Source organism: Pseudomonas sp. Pseusp10 (genome assembly GCF_059492225.1).
In genome coordinates, this window is the sequence record NZ_CP168528.1 from 1390186 (window position 1) to 1406052 (window position 15867).

Sequence of the window (15867 nt, forward strand, 5' to 3'; positions counted from 1 at the left end):
CACCACGCCTCGGTAGGGATACGGTTATGATCACTGAGCTTCAAGCCAGCAAGTCCTGCTATTTCTACAGACAAAACGCCCCTCTCACAGCAAAAGCAGTTAATCAGCTTTTTCGGGCGGTGCGGCAAGGTCAGATTGCCCCGTCTAATAACCACTTTTGCTACGTCCGCCAGCCGCATGGTGACGCCCTTTGGTCGGCTGTATGTTTCCAGTTTGATCGTAAGCCAGCCTTCTTGGCCGATACCACCAAAGTGTTTGAAAAGGTGAGTGGCTACTTGCTGATTGTCGAGTACAGCGATCACATTGCAGTGTTCAAATCCCAGCTGGAGCTCACCCCGGCGTTTGTCAAAGCGCACCTCTTACGTATCAATGCTCAGGATATCGATACCGGGATAACCACCGAGAGCTCCGTATTCGGTCGCGTTCGGCTCCGGCATATGACGACCTCCAGACTAGCCCTGCGAGGGAAGACGCTTGAAGGAGAGAACCTTCTGAACAATGTTGGATTGACTTCATCCAGCCGTTTCGCACCGCTCGGGTACAGCTTCCGCCACGACGGAGAGCACTTCTCCACCACCCCACGGACGGGACGCATTTCCCAGCGGTCTGACCGCGCCGGTCATGAGCATCTGGTGGATTTCGCCATCGCAATTATCGACCAGATTACGGCCAATGCCGGCGCCGATTCTTCAGCCTTTCTGAGCACCTTTGCCCGACCTTTAGAGCTATCCCAACTAAGCGCACTGCCGACACAATTTGCGGTAGACACTGCACTCTTGCAGGAGAGCATTTTTGATGATGCCTCCGTACGATTCGTGAAGCCGAACGGCGCAGGCTATCGGGAGCTGGGACGCGTAGAGGTTGAGGCCATCATTCAGGATCTGACGCATGTTCTTACTGTTGAGCAGACGGGGGGGAAGGCGTTGCTGAAGCATCCTGTGACAGGAGATGAAGTTGGCGGAATCGCGCTGAACAAAACTCGAATCGCATTGAGGAGCCTGGATGTCCTTTCGATCTCGGACGTCTCAGTCGAGAGTACACAGTATGTACTGGGAACAGATGAAGACCGCCTACCGCTTAGACGCTTCATCGATCAGAACGACGCCTTCATTGTGTTGTTCGATCAACCTCAGTACGCCTATATCGACGGAAGCGTGTACCAGGACGACTCCCTCACGAGCGGAGGGGCTACTTTCTTGGGTTACCTATTCGCAAGTGAAGAGCTTGCTCGTGTCACGGATGAGAAGGGTACGTTCTCGGCAGCGCATACGACATTTGATGATACTTCGACCTTTGGGGCAATTCTTGGCCCGATTGCGGCGGAGGATGATGTCATCGTGTGTGACGACCTCAACGAAGAATGGGCTGACTTCATCGGATTCAGAACAGACCCAGCTTCCCCTCGGATCACCTTCTATCATGCCAAGCATGGGGCGCTTTCACTAGGTGCCAGCCCGTTCCATATTTCGGTTAGCCAGGCACTGAAAAACCTGGGAAACCTGGCGCTTCCAGAGCTGAAAATGGCAACGAAATTCGGGGTATGGGGCCGCTCTTACAACAACGACAGACAAAGAACTAGGATCCAGCGAGTCTGTAGAGGGACGATGCCCGCCGTCCAAGCCGCTGTTACTCAGTGCCGTAGTGCTCCGCATACCATGAAGCGGGTAGCGATTGTGACGTCATCGCTCAGCAAGGCTGCCGTAGCGGCAGAATTCGAGAGGATGAACGTCGGAGGACGGGTCGACCCCTATTTTGTCCAGCTCTATTGGCTCCTCTCGTCTTACTTTGCCGCCTGTGCTGAGGTGGGGGCTTTCGGTTGTGTGATTTGCCAAGACTGATCCCAGAGATACTCGAGGCAAGGTGGCCGTTGCCCTTTTTTAGCCGATGGGCGACCCAGTTTTTCACTTTGAAGGTGCTACTTCTTTTAGCCGTTGCGCAGCGAATGTGTGAGTTATTTCGATCACTGAAGTCCAGCGTTGATCATTACCGACCTTATAGCAGGTGCAGGGGCCGTGCAGCCTTTAAGGTGCCGTCGACGCCTCACTTAACACTAAGTTGAGTCGTTAGCGGTCATCGCAAACCCTATCGGCTATCTGTTCAATCTTGCTCAAGCTTGCCGTATCCTTGCCAAAATTACCATCAAGGCTGATGCACACTGCCTCAGCGGGTTGAGCACGATGAAAGACGAGACCGGCGAAATATTTACCCTCGACGACGTTGCGGCCTATCTGAAGGTCGGGAAGAGAACGATCTATCGATTAGCGGCAAGCAAAAAAATTCCGGCCTTTAAGGTCGGAGGGACATGGCGTTTCTCGCGCGCTGACATCGACATGTGGATCAAACAACAATCGATGGAAGGTTTGAGCGCTCACCAGTCAGACGACATCGCCAAGAATCCAGAAAAGTGAATTGTTCATGAAACACGAAAAAATAACCCTCTCCCAGCTCGAAGGTTTCCTCTTCAAAGCTGCCGACATCCTGCGCGGCAAGATGGACGCCAGCGAGTTCAAGGAATTCATCTTTGGCATGCTGTTCATCAAGCGCCTATCCGACGAGTTCGACCGCAAGCGCACGATGCTGCGCAATACCACCTACGCCCACCTGAAGGGGCAGCCCGAGCTGTTGGAGGAACTACTCAATGACAAGACCTCCTATGGCGACACCTTCTTTGTGCCGCTCCGCGCCCGCTGGCAAGAGAGTTGGATGGATGAAGAGGGCAACGAGGTGCCGCCGCTCAAGCACCTCAAGCACGACATCGGCAACATGCTCAACAAGGCAATTGCCGCCGTCGAAGACGAGAACGACGCCCTGGCCGGGGTTCTGAAAAACAACATCGACTTCAACGCTGTCAAAGGCAAGACCAAGATATCTGATCAGAAGTGGAAAGACCTGCTCGATCACTTCAACCAGCCCCAGTTCGTATTGGTCAACGACAACTTCGAGTTCCCCGACCTGCTTGGTGCTGCCTACGAATACCTGATCAAGTATTTCGCCGACAGCGCCGGTAAGAAAGGTGGTGAGTTCTATACGCCCGCCGAAGTAGTGCGCCTGCTTGTGCAGCTCACGAAGCCGGTGGCGGGCAATACCGTTTACGATCCCACCGCCGGCTCCGGCGGCTTTCTCATTCAGGCGCATCAGTATGTGGAAGAGCAGGGCCAAGACCCGAATGATCTCGCCCTCTACGGGCAGGACTCCAACGGCACTGTCTGGTCCATCTGCAACATGAACATGATCCTCCACAATATCACCCGTTTCACCATCGAAAACGGGGATACGCTGGAAGATCCGCAAATTCTTGAAAAGGGCCAGCCGCGCAAGTTCGACCGCGTGCTCGCAAACCCGCCGTTCTCGCAGAACTACAGCCGCGCCAGTATGACCTTCACCAGCCGCTTCCGTGAGTTCTGCCCGGAAACCGGCAAGAAGGCCGACCTCATGTTCGTTCAGCACATGAGCGCTAGCCTTAAGCCCGACGGCCACATGGCCACCGTTATGCCTCACGGTGTGCTGTTTCGGGGGGGCAAGGAAAAGCTCATCCGTGAGTTACTGATCGAAGATGATCATCTTGAAGCCATCATCAGCCTGCCGCCCGGCCTGTTCTACGGCACCGGAATCCCCGCCTGTGTGCTGGTGCTTAACAAAAGCAAGCCCGATGCGCTGCGCAATCAGGTGCTGTTTATCAATGCCGATCGCGAATACGCCGAGGGCAAGAACCAGAACAAGCTGCGTCCCGAAGACATCGAGAAGATTGACCACGTCTTCACCCACAAGCTGACCATCGATAAATACAGCCGTATGGTGGATAAGGAGGAGATCGTTAAACAGCACGACTACAACCTTAACATCCGTCGCTACGTGGATAACACTCCGGCCCCCGAGCCGGAAGACGTGCAGGCTCACCTCATTGGTGGCATCCCCAAGGGCGAGGTCGCCGCTAAAAAGTTCGAGTTCGACAAGTTCGGCGTGCAGCCCGATACCCTCCTGGAACCTCTGCGCTCGAGCTATCTGTCCTTCGGTCCTGCACTAGGCACCAAGTCCGCCATCAAAACGACACTGGAGGCAGACGAGAACCTGCAAGCCAGACTCGCCGAGCATCAAACCGCACTAGAGCAGTGGTGGCAGGTGGCACGGGACGACTTCGCCCAACTGAGGGAAGGACGCAAACTTCCCGACGTGCGTTGCGAGCTGCTCACCACGCTCAAGTACAAACTACAGCCCCTAGGTGTGCTGGACGAATTCAAGAGCGCCGGCGTATTCGTCAACTGGTGGCAGGCCATCCGCTACGACCTGAAGACCGTCGTATCCACCGGCTGGCACCACACATTGATCCCGGACAGCTACCTCATCGCCGAATACCTTCAGAGGGAAGCCGACGAGATCGAGGCGCTGGAGGGCAAAATCAACGAAGCCCAAGGCGAACTAGCCGAGGCCGTAGAAGCCGCCGCTGAAGACGTCAGCTATGAGCCGGAAGAGGCCGAAGGCGAAGAAGGCGACGCAAAACTTACCGCCACAGTCATCAAAAAATACCTGAAGTCCCTTATTGATGACTTCGCCGATGCCAGGACCGACTCCGCCAGAAAGGAGCGCAAGCATTACGGCGACCTGCGCGACGGTATCAGCGCCATCGAAAAACGCATCAAGGACCACAAGGATCGACTCAAGATCAAGCAGAGCGAGCTGGAGCAGAAGCTGCAGCTAAAACGTATCGGTGGAGAAGAACCAAAGGCTGAAACCAGGACGATTATCGCCCATGCCAAGGCCGCCATGCAGGGCCTGAACCCGGAAATAAAGGACCAGAATAAAAAACGCGTTGCCCTACAAAAGGACTTAGCTGCGCTTGAGAAGCGACTCGCCCGCATTGACGACCTCCTCGTGGCCATCGGCGGCCCGTTGAGCGAGACTGACGCCAAGCGCCTGATCTTGAAAAAATTACACGACCTCGCCAACACGGAATTGCTTCGATATCTAAATGCCGAGAAGCGGGAGCTGATCGCCATCGTCGAGAACCTGTGGGACAAGTACGCGGTGTCGAGTCAGACGCTGGAGGCGGAGCAGGAAAGTACGTTGAAGGCGCTCAACGGCTTCCTCATTAGCTTGGGGTATCTGGCATGACCAGCAATCTTCCTGACTCGTGGCAATGGAAGTCATTGCGCGAGGTGGCAACGATCAATTACGGGAAATCAGCTAGTGCCATTCTGTCGGATAAAGGAGAGATACCTGTTGTCGGTACTGGTGGAGTTGAAAGATATGGCAGCGACTATTTGTATGATGGCGCATCTATTATTCTCGGTCGGAAGGGGACTATCGATAAAGTGTCGTATATCGATGGTAGGTTTTGGCCAATTGATACGGCTTATTATTTAAATGCCTTCCAAGAGGGGGCTAGAGTAAGGTGGCTGTATTACTTCTTGCAGACTGTAGACCTTCGTTCGTTAAATGAGGCTACCGGCGTTCCAAGTTTGTCGCGTGAGCGTCTCTACAAACTTATGATTCCAACGCCTTGCCCTGAAGAGCAAGAAAAAATCGCTGAGATCCTTGCAACGCTCGACCTCGCCATCGAGCAAACCGAGGCGCTGATCGCCAAGCAACATCGCATCAAGGTTGGTCTGATGCAGGACCTGCTTACCAAAGGCATCGATGAACACGGTAACATTCGTTCCGAAACCACCCACGCTTTCAAGGACTCTCCGCTTGGACGGATTCCGGTGGAGTGGTCTGTGAGCTCGTTGGGGGCTGTAGCTAAGTTTCAATCAGGGTATGCATTTAAAAACCAAGAGCTCACTGAAACCGGTTTGCGAGTTGTCCGAATATCGAATCTTCATAAGGAGAATTTTCCATATTGGCACTACGATGGTTCGGCTAAGGAAACTTGGTTCGTGCATGAGGGCGATATTCTGTTTAGCTGGGCCGGAGTCGCTTCATCAATTGACTGCGTCCGTTACATTGGTCCTAGTGCGCTACTTAACCAGCATATATATAACTTGGTTATTCCCGATGAGGCGTTAAGAGCGTTCGTGTATTATTCGCTTCAAAGTTACCTTCCTAAACTTAGGACCGAAATTGAAGGGGGCGCAGGACAGCTTCATCTAACGAAAGGGAAGATCCAGTCCATTGTCATTCCTGAGCCGGGTAATGCGGAGCTGACGAAAATTATAGAAACGATGGAGAAGGAAGAGAGCATGCTTAGTGTCTACAAAAAGCAATTGAGCAAGGCAAAATCTCTCAAGAGTGGGCTAATGCATGATCTCTTGATCGGTACACGGCGTGTCATGCCATTCCTTGCACAAGCCGCCAAACAATAAAAGGATCTCCGCGTGGCCTACCTGGACAAGACCCCCGCCTATATTCGTCTCGACGAGCGCAACCACGTTGAAGAGCCATTTCTCCACCAGTTGGTTGGACTGGGCTGGGAAGTCATAGACCTGGAAATGAAGCAGGAACCGAAGCAGAGCTTCCGCGAAAGCTTTACCGAGGTGGTGCTTGGGTCGGTGCTGCGAGAGCAGTTGAAGGTAATCAACCCGTGGCTGGAGGAGGACCAGGTGGAGGAGGCGGCGAGGAGACTTACCGCCAGCTTCCCCGGTAGCAACCTGCTTGAAAACAACCGCCATGTGCTGAACCTGCTGCTGGAAAACACCAGCGTGGCTGAGAACCGCCAGACCGGCGAGAAAAGCCCCACGGTGCGCTACATCGACTTTGCGACGCGGACCAATAACCGCTTTATCGCAATCTGCCAGTTCAAGGTGCGCATTCTTGGCACCGAGCACCACATCGTGCCGGATATCATATTGTTCCTGAATGGCCTGCCAGTGGTGGTGATCGAGTGCAAGTCTCCCAAGGTGAAGGAGCCGATTCCTGAAGCCATCGACCAGATGCTGCGGTACAGCGAGCAGCGCGGCGCAAAGGGTGAGGGCAGCGCGCCACTGTTTTACTTCAATCAGTTCGTGGTGGCCACATGCCGCAACCAAGCCAAGTTCGGCACCATCACCACCCACATTGAAAAACACTTCTACCGTTGGTCCGACCCGTGGCCGCGCACAGTGGAGGATCTCGCCCACGGCGGTAGCAGTCCTAACGACCAGCAGCGCCTAGTGGCGGGGATGCTAGATCGGCAGAACTTGCTGGACATCATCCGCACCTTCACCATTTTCTCGGAGTCGGAAAAAGGGGAGCTGATCAAGGTTGTCGGGCGTTACCAGCAGTTCCGTGCCGTGAAGCTGGCGGTGCAGCGGCTGTTGAGTGGCAAGACCCCTAGGGCGCGCAGTGGCATTGTCTGGCACACCCAGGGTTCCGGCAAGTCGCTGACCATGATGTTTATGGTGCGCGAGATGTACCGACACTCGCAGCTCTCAAAATGGAAGGTAGTGTTCGTTACCGATCGCACACAACTTGAGCAGCAACTCGGAGAGACTGGTGGCAGTATCGGCTTTACCGTAAAGGTGGCAGACAGCATCGCCAAACTGAAGGAGCTGCTGCGTAGCGACTCCTCTGACTTGGTGATGGCGATGATCCACAAGTTCCGCGAGACGGAATTGTCGGAAACCTTCCCGGAGTTGAACAGCAGCACGAACATCCTGGTGATGACCGATGAGGCGCACCGCTCGCAATACTCTTTGCTCGGTGCGAATCTGGACAGGGCTATCCCCAACTCAGCGCGCATTGGCTACACCGGCACCCCCATCGACAAGACCGAAACGGTGTTCGGCGACTATATCGACAAGTACACCATGCGCCAGGCCATTGAGGACGGCGTGACGCTGGAGATCGTCTACGAAGGCCGCACCCACAACGCTGAGTTGGCGGACCAGGCTGGCATGGACAGCGTATTCGCCGACGTATTCAGTGAGTACAACTTGGAGCAGCGGCTGGAGATCCTTGGTTACGGCTCCCGCGACGCCTATTTGGAAGCTAAGTCCACTATCGCGGCCAAGGCCACGGATATGGTGACGCACTTTCTGGAGCACGTGTTTCCCAACGGTTTCAAGGCCCAGGTAGTGGCCACTTCGCGTGAGGCGGCGGTGCGCTACAAGGATGCGTTGGATGCGGCTTTGGCGGCAGCCATTGAGAAGTTGGAGCAGGCCAATCCGCTCAATCTCGACCTAGAACGGTTGAAAAAGCTCAAGACCGATGTGGTGATCTCAGGTAGCCATAATGACCTGCCCCACATCAAGGCCTACACCGACAGCGCCCGCCATCAGCGCACCATCAAGAGCTTCAAGTTGCCCTTCGATGGCAGCGACGAAGGCGTGACCGGCGAGATCGGCATCGTGATCGTCAACAACATGCTGCTGACCGGCTTCGATGCGCCTATCGAGCAGGTGATGTATCTGGATAAAGTGATTGTTGCCCACAACCTGCTGCAAGCCATCGCCCGCGTGAACCGGGTAAGCGGAGCGGCCAAGGAGAAGGGGTTTATTGTAGATTACGTAGGCATCGGCCACCATCTCAAGAAGGCCATCGACAACTATGAGGAACGCGAGCAGAAGGAGGTGCTTGACTGCTTGAGCTTCCCCGAGGACGAACTGCGCGCTCTGCAGGCCGACTACAAAGCCATCATGGAACTGCTGGAAAAGTACGGCCTGACCGACTTCAGCGACCTTGATGCCTTCTTTGACCTGTTCTACGACGAGGATGTGCGCTTTGAGTTCATGCTGGCCTACAAGAAGCTGACCCGCAGCCTCGACTTAGTTTTCCCTGCCAAAGAGGCGCTGGGGTACCTGAAAACCTACAACGCGCTTACCGAGGTCAATGTGCTGGCTGGCCGCCACCTGAACGACCAGCGCCTGAGTATGAAAGGCATTCCGCCCAAATTGCGGGCGATCACTGATGAATATCTGGCTTCGAAGGGCATTGATCAGAAGGTAAAACCGATTTCGATCCTTGATGAGGACTTCGAGAGCCAGGTTGGCAAGCGTAAGCGCGTCAAAACCAAGGCCGCGGAGGTGGAGCACGCCATCCGTCACCATCTGGACATAGAGCTTGACGACGACCCGGAGCTACAGGCTTCTTTTTCCGTCGCTCTTGCGGAGATCTTGCAAGAATTCGCCAACAATTGGCAGACGATCTATGAAGAACTGGAGAAACTGCGCAAACGTATCATCGAAGCTGCCAACGAACCGACCTACGGTTTGCACAAGAAAAAGCAGATGCCATTCTTTCGTATGCTTCAGGCCGAGCTGGGTAATGCCATGGAGCAACACCCCAGCTACGCAGGAAAACCGGATGAGCGTATTGCCGTGCTGATCGACCTGACGCAACAGATCTACTTGGTGGTTGAGCGTGAGTTGAAACTGGCAAGCTTCTGGGAAAGTGTGCCGGCGCGTAACAAGCTGAAGGCGGAGATTCAGCATATTCTACTATCGGAGTCCTTTGCTTCGTTGCCAAGTGTAGCCCCCCTTCGTAACCAGATCATTTCGCGAGTGATGGAAATCGCCGAGAAGAACAACGATCGGATTCTGTACGCGAGTTGATATGGAATTGACCTATAAAGTTGTTTACTCGAAGCGCAAGAGTCTAACCATCTCGGTCGAGCGTGACCGCTCTATTGTGGTGAAGGCGCCGGAAGGCACAGCGCCAGAGAAAATTCATCGGATCGTGGAATCGCGCAAGCTGTGGCTCTACGAAAAGACCCGCCATGAGCAGAAATACAGCCCGCTGCCGCATCCGCCGGGAAAGGAGCTGGTGGCCGGAGAATCCATGCCTTACCTGGGGCGGCATTACCGCATTGAGCTGGTGGCAGGAGATGGGGGCATCCGCTTTGAGCAGAAGTTTCTGGTGCCGCAGGCGCTGACGGGCAAGTCAGTGGCATTTCGCAACTGGTTCGTGGCGCGCGCCGAGGAGAAAATACTGCCGCGCGTCAAGATGTACGCTAACAACCTCGGTGTCACTTACAAGGAAGCCAAAATCGGGGATGGCAAATACCGCTGGGGATCATGCACACCGAATGACAACGTGATCTTCAACTGGCGCTTGATCAAAGCACCTATGTTCGTGATCGACTATATAGTCGTACACGAGTTGGCCCACCTTATCGAACCTAACCACACGCCCCGTTTCTGGAACATTGTAAATGCACAGGCGCCAACAATGGAGAAAGCCAAGGCGTGGCTACAGAAGCATGGCGCACTTCTGGAGCAGGATATTTGATAGTGCCGCGGCGGTCGGTGGGTTGGCCACTTGCTTATGATCTTTCCCTACTCGCTTCCAGATCAATACGGCAGTGAGTTGGTAGTAGTGCCGGGTGGCATCTGAGTGATTTTTAAGATGTTGAGTCAAAAACCAGCGAAGGTGCTTGAGCTGCCATGTCCAGGGATTGTCTCGTTGCCATCGCTGTTGGATGGCTGCTTGCATGATTCGGGCTTGCCGTAGGTGTCGTTGCTGCGTGGCCTTCGAGCCATTCAGTACGCCGCTCAGGAACAGTGCTATATCGAAGGGCTTGGTCACGCTCGACCTCCAATGTAAGCCGAAACCACATCGATCCGGTTATGCCCGAGTTCAACGCTGATCTGTTGTCGCGCCTGCTGATCAAGGTTGCGGTCAATGCGATAGCAGTGACCACCATTGACCGGTGCGGCGTGTCCAGTGAGCTGCTCGTAACGCTCGCAGGCGTAGGCTGCTCGCAGTTCATGAAAGCCCTTCAGCTCTTGTTCATGCAGCACTTCGCGGGCGGGGAGTACGGTCTGTTGCAGGAACGCAGCGTAGCTTTCGTCGCGGGCCAGCAAGTTGCGGCTGCCGGTCGGCGACGCATGACGAGCCAACTGCAGCGCCGCCTTCACCTCTTCATTCGCCACGACCCATCGCGGCGCTGACGCGCCTGAGCGGCCGCCTTTGGTGCCGTCCTGGATGTTGATGCGGCCGAGGCGCTCGGCTTCGCGTTGCAAGCGTGGCAGGTCAGCCAGGATCGCCTCGCGCAGGCGCATACCGGTTTCTCGAGCCAAACAGACAATCGCCGCCACCCGCTCATGTTGCCGTTCGCCAAGCACCTCAAGCACTCGCCGCACCTGTTGGCGGTCTTGGCCATCCGGCGCGCGGGTGCGTACGCTCGAGCGCTGCAGTCCTAACGCCTGGCTCGGACTGGCGATCCTCACGTCCTGATCACCGCGCAACGCAGCGAGGGTGCGGTTGACGCTGCTCAGGCGGTTCTGCGCGGTAGCGATGCAGAGTTCACCTTGCTGGATCTGCTGGCGCAGGTAAGCGGCGTAGTCTTGCAGCGTCCGTCGATCGATCTGACGTGCATCGTTGTAACCGGGGCCGCCCTCGGACCGACACCAACGCACGAACGCTTGCCAGCGATCGCTATGCGCTTTGACCGTGGCGAAGTGGCCACCGGCAAACAAATCCTTTAGCGCTTGCGGGCCGGCATAACTTAGCTGGCGGCCGTAGCCAAAGTTGCGACCATCACGCCGACCGACCAGAGCCATCGTCATCACCGTTTTCGGTTGTTTGCAGAAAGAGCAGCAGGGCTTTCCAGTGAGGGCTGAGCCTGTCCACCTGCTGCCAGTGTGTCGGACGGATCAGGAGGGTGTTCTCGTGGTGTTGCAGCAGTGCCCCATCCTCACGCAGTTGCTCGATCAGCAGGGCGAGGTTGGCAGGGTCTAGATGTGGTGTGGCGACAGCGGCGACAGTGGCGACAACCCGCGTCGCTTCTGGCCTAGCGCGTGGCGACAGGGTGGCGACAGAGGCGGCGACACGCCGCGATTCTGGCTGTGGTTGATGTTGCGCCTGGTAGCGGCGCACCGCGTCATTGAGGCGGAACATGGCGGACCTCGAAGGTTCTTCCATCGCGACTGCTCAACCAGAGATGAGTGATCAGTACGACCAATAAAGAGGCGGTATGGTCAGCGCTCTTGCGGGCAAAACGAGGGCCGTTGCGATTGATGTCTCGGATGCTGAAGTGGGTCCAGCCTTTCTGTACCAGCCAGCGCAGCAGCCGATCCGCCTCTTCGTATCGCCTATTGACTGGCTCCTGTTCGGTCAGGCGCTGAATCTCGGCCAGGTAGTAATCCATCAACGTGGAGGCGCGCTGGATGTGTGCTTCGTCCAACGCACTGGCCTCTTCAACCATGGCCAGCACGCCCGCGATACGCAGTACGTTCGCCGCCGCCTTGCTCGCGACAGGCTGGACGCCGGCCAGCTCGCCGAACTCGCCAGACTGGCACTCGATGGTGTCGTGAATATCAATCCAGGCCCGGCGGGCACGGGACGTCAGCTCCAGCGCGGCAGGATTGAGTGAGCCATCCTTGTGGAGTGACCAGGGCTTTTGCAGTAGGGCGGTGATTCGCTGTTGGTAGCGCTGGACTTTGGCATCTCGGGTCAGGTCGATTGCCTTGTAGAGACGCTGGCCGGCCAGGCGCTCGGGCCAACTGATCAGGCAACGGCCGAGGATGCCTTGGCCATTGATCACCGGGTCTTTGAACAGCTGGTTGGCGAGGTAGGGTTGCAGCATCAGATGCAGGCTGAGGCGGCGGTCATAGGCACGCAGGCTTTCCCCAGCCATGGAGCGCGCCCGGTCGATGGGACTGCCATCCCACAGTGTCGACAAGGTGGTGATTGCCTTGAGCAGATTCTCTTTGCTCATGGTGCTGCTGCCCAAGAACTGGCCACCTTCATCATTGAACAAGCCCATGCTGGGCAAACCATGGCACAGACTTTTGACCAGGGCCTCGATAGTGGGCTCGGCAATGATCAGTCTCGGCGGTACCGGCTCGGATACTTCGCCGCCTTCCGCCTCCGAGGGTTTCTTTGAGGTTTTGGGTTTGGTCATGATGCTGGTAGCGGCGCGATAGGTTTTGAGCTTTTCCGCATACAGGGTCCACTGCTGTCGTTCCCAGTCGCGCGCCGCCTTCAGTGCCAGGTGATCCACCGCGCTTTTTCGATCACCCGAGGACGCCACCGTCAGTAGGTAGAGGGACAGCGGATAGGTTCGGCCATCGAGTTGGACATTGGCATGACCCTGGCTCACCAAGGCCGTGGTAGCCAGCACCGATTGCGCGGCCATGGCGCAGGGCACGCCGATCACTTCGGCCAGTCGTTCGACCGCAGGGCCTAACAGATCCCCGAGTGCTTCGACCGGGTAGGACAGTGGCGCCTGCTGGTATTCCAGCAATGGTTGTGGTGGCTCGAACGCTTCGCACAGTTGCATCGCTATTCTCCTGAGATTATCGACTTCGTCCTCACTCATCCCGCCACGGTTGTTGAGTGTTATCAGGGATCAAGGCCCCTGCGACCTGTGTGAGGTTTGTCCACTCGCGCGGGACTGACGGCTCCTTACGACCGGGAGCTTGGGCATCTCATGATCTGGCCTCCTGAACACTTCCGAAGAGGTGGGCGGGTGGAGGCTGCACTGGCTGACAAGACCAATGCCGCGAGATCCTGAGTCGGGTGAAGGCAGTGATGCAATGACCGGGGCATGCCTGACTGTCAGTCAGGTGCAGTCCATTCCTTGGGCTGCGGCACCATCATCGGCATCGCTGTGGCGAGTGAGCATTCGGTGTTTGTCACGCCGATTGTCACGAGGGGGAAAGCGGAAAAGGCCCATGCGAGCAGGGCTGCAGCAGTGGTAGGAGCGCCCGTCTCTTTAGGGGGCAAAGAGACGGGCAAAAGGTTGGCGCAAGAAATGGCCAAGCGGATAAATTGCTGCAGAGCAGCCAGGAGGGGCATGAGTTGCCGCAGTGGGCATTCTTGAAGAAGTGGCATCCATCACATCGTTGTGACCGTGCGAGCCGCCGGATGCTAATCGCACTTGGGGAGAACCACCACGGTGTGGCGTAGCCTCAAAGGTTCTGGCTACCTGGGTGCTGTCGAGGACAGCGCTTGTAAGGCTCTGGTGTAACGCTCGCTCTGCTCGCGGTCAACCGTATTTTGGGGACCACTGTTGCGCCAATCGGTAGCGCTGGAAGACCTTGGAGGCCGGTGGTTTTCCGTGGCCGGGTGGTCGTTCGTCGGTTTTTAATATGAGCCCATGCGAGTGGGAATGCGGAGCCTTCCCGCTCGCGTGGGCTTGGCCGAGAAAGCCCCAAGAGAGAGGCTTACAGCGGCGACGGTCGCCACTTCTGTCGCCATGCTGCAGACCAGGTATTACGCGGGTTGTCGCCGGTGTCGCCGTTGTCGCCAAATCAACCATCACTCCATCTGGGGAGTCATTTTCGGTTACCGGCGGCGCCCGGTGAGCGCTCACCGTATCGGCACGACATTGCAGCTCCTGGTGTCATTGATGGCAGCTGTCGACAGACTGCCCGTTGCTGCTTTTTGGATGTGCTCACTACACCAAACCATCATCGGACGCCGACGTTCAATCAATGTAGTCGGCTCGGCTGTAAGCGCTTCGGACTTCGTCCTTGTCGACATGCGCCAGTGCGACCTCGATCAGCTCCGAATCCCACCCATGCTCATTCAGGATGGTGCTGGCCATGGAGCGTATGTCGAGGCTGAACAACCGGCCTCGAAGCCCATGCGTTTCACGGCCATGTTGGCGGTCTGGCTATTGCTGCTCTGGCGATCTACGAGTGGACAGTTGTCAGTCTAATACCGGTAGCTCAAGTCCGGAGGTAATTTCCCTTTGCGTGCCCTTGAAAACTGCAGTAAACGGAGCACTGCCCGGAACCAAAAGCTGGCGTGACTTCAGGCAAAAGGGTAGTACCCACAGCCGCAGACCGTCTACCTTGGGGAACTCGAATACTGAGAGCGGCAGGTCGAATGCGGCCGTCTTAGGGTAAATCAGCACCACATCCCCCGTTCCATTCAGATAGCTCTGTCCGTAGGCCTGTAATTGGTAGAAATCGCCTTGCGCGAGGCCGTATTTGTTCGTGCCATTCGCCTTCAGCCCATCCAAAAGTTTCCATTTTGTGTCGAGAACCAGCAGATCCTTGTTGGTATCCCGAATCAACAGGTCTGGCTTTAGGCAAAACCAGTTCTGCTCTCGATGACGAACCAGGTGATGACTGCGTGCTTGGGTTTTCAAGACAAGCGGTCGCGCCAGTTGTTTCGCGAGATGCTTGGAGACGAACGCTTCGAACACTGCCTCCATTGGAAACAGGAGTGATGGAGCATTGTGACCGCCGTCGCCAGTCAAGGGCGACTGCTCCTCTAGAATCAATCTCGCCCAAGCCAGCGCATCGCTGTAGTAGCCCATGCCCCGGTCAAGCCGTACCCGCTGGAAATCGATCCGTGGCTGCATTGACATCGGGACCTCTGCAAACACGAACTCCAACTCACAGGCCAATTGCTGATGAGTCTGAGACGCCGACAGCATTAGTACTCGTCGCAATGCGGTGTGCAGCAAGCGGTTTTCCGGGCGATCGATCGAAAACTCGTCGTGCTCTGTGAAGAAACGGTCTGCCCGATATAGGTTTTGCCGCAGATGCGATGCCATCATCAGCTTGCCGCGAAGTGCAAACAGGTTGTCCTGCCGACAGGAATAGTTGCTGCGCAACCCTCGTTTGACGATGTGCTCAACCACGCGCAGAAACTCGGCAATAAAAACTTCCAGCAAGGGCATTCGTGTCGCCGAGAGCTTGGCGCTGTCGGTTTGAACGTGGCGGAAGCCTTGAAGACAGCAGAGCATCTCAATTAGAAGCTGACGCGCCTCCATCGCGCCTCCGCCTATCGCTTTGCCGACCTTGGGTAGCACCTCAATCTGGTAACCGTCCGGTGCGCGGATTACTCCGACAAAACTGGTGACCTGAACGACACGATACCCACGCCGCTGAGTCAGACGTAGCCATTGCGCACCACTTTCGTTGGCTGCCCGCAGGCACTGGCGTTCGAGCCATCCGTAGACCTTGTCCGGGACCGTGTGCAAACCCTCGGAATGCACATCACTCGACGTCGCAGCTGTTAGCACGTCAAATTCGTAGATCGAGATGCCGCTCACGC

Annotated in this window: 11 protein-coding genes and 1 pseudogene; 6 read left to right on the plus strand and 6 right to left on the minus strand. The window is 56.2% G+C overall.

Annotation, left to right across the window (positions count from 1 at the left end; translation table 11 throughout):
* Positions 1-26: 26 nt before the first annotated feature.
* From ACEN8Z_RS06220 to ACEN8Z_RS06245, 6 genes are all read left to right on the plus strand, one after another.
* On the plus strand, positions 27-1838 hold the full coding sequence (locus ACEN8Z_RS06220) for a hypothetical protein (protein ID WP_495597093.1): 1812 nt from the start codon (positions 27-29) through the stop codon (positions 1836-1838).
* 339 nt (positions 1839-2177) lie between these two features.
* The gene (mads1, locus tag ACEN8Z_RS06225) at positions 2178-2408 is read left to right on the plus strand and encodes a methylation-associated defense system helix-turn-helix domain-containing protein MAD1 (RefSeq protein ID WP_051065956.1); all 231 of its coding nucleotides are present in this window, start codon (positions 2178-2180) and stop codon (positions 2406-2408) included.
* 7 nt (positions 2409-2415) lie between these two features.
* The gene (locus ACEN8Z_RS06230; RefSeq protein WP_495597094.1) at positions 2416-5109 is read left to right on the plus strand and encodes a type I restriction-modification system subunit M; all 2694 of its coding nucleotides are present in this window, start codon (positions 2416-2418) and stop codon (positions 5107-5109) included.
* Positions 5106-6299, plus strand: coding sequence for a restriction endonuclease subunit S (locus tag ACEN8Z_RS06235; protein WP_495597095.1), 1194 nt, complete (start codon positions 5106-5108; stop codon positions 6297-6299). Before ACEN8Z_RS06230 ends, ACEN8Z_RS06235 begins: the two co-directional genes overlap by 4 nt.
* Positions 6300-6311: 12 nt before the next feature.
* Positions 6312-9464 carry a type I restriction endonuclease subunit R gene (locus tag ACEN8Z_RS06240; protein ID WP_495597096.1) on the plus strand — a complete coding sequence of 1051 codons (3153 nt, stop codon included), beginning with the start codon at positions 6312-6314 and terminating at the stop codon, positions 9462-9464.
* Between the two features lies 1 nt (position 9465).
* The gene (locus ACEN8Z_RS06245; RefSeq protein WP_495597097.1) at positions 9466-10140 is read left to right on the plus strand and encodes a M48 family metallopeptidase; all 675 of its coding nucleotides are present in this window, start codon (positions 9466-9468) and stop codon (positions 10138-10140) included.
* Here ACEN8Z_RS06245 and ACEN8Z_RS06250 read toward each other — a convergent pair.
* The 6 genes and pseudogenes from ACEN8Z_RS06250 to ACEN8Z_RS06275 all read right to left on the minus strand — a co-directional run bounded on the left by ACEN8Z_RS06250 (position 10102) and on the right by ACEN8Z_RS06275 (position 15865).
* Positions 10102-10437, minus strand: a complete 336-nt coding sequence (locus tag ACEN8Z_RS06250; RefSeq protein ID WP_495597098.1) for a hypothetical protein — start codon at positions 10435-10437, stop codon at positions 10102-10104. The two genes, ACEN8Z_RS06245 and ACEN8Z_RS06250, sit on opposite strands and share 39 nt — an antisense overlap.
* Complete coding sequence (locus tag ACEN8Z_RS06255; protein WP_495597099.1) at positions 10434-11414, minus strand: integrase domain-containing protein; 981 nt, start codon at positions 11412-11414, stop codon at positions 10434-10436. The genes ACEN8Z_RS06250 and ACEN8Z_RS06255 overlap by 4 nt, the downstream gene beginning before the upstream one ends.
* Entirely contained in the window at positions 11392-11751 is a 360-nt protein-coding gene (locus ACEN8Z_RS06260; RefSeq protein WP_495597100.1) for a hypothetical protein, read from the minus strand. The genes ACEN8Z_RS06255 and ACEN8Z_RS06260 overlap by 23 nt, the downstream gene beginning before the upstream one ends.
* Entirely contained in the window at positions 11735-13135 is a 1401-nt protein-coding gene (locus ACEN8Z_RS06265; protein ID WP_495597101.1) for a YfjI family protein, read from the minus strand. Before ACEN8Z_RS06265 ends, ACEN8Z_RS06260 begins: the two co-directional genes overlap by 17 nt.
* Positions 13136-14166: 1031 nt before the next feature.
* Positions 14167-14490, minus strand: a pseudogene (locus tag ACEN8Z_RS06270) (integrase); the annotation flags it as partial.
* Between the two features lie 19 nt (positions 14491-14509).
* Entirely contained in the window at positions 14510-15865 is a 1356-nt protein-coding gene (locus ACEN8Z_RS06275; protein ID WP_495597102.1) for an McrC family protein, read from the minus strand.
* Positions 15866-15867 lie beyond the last annotated feature (2 nt).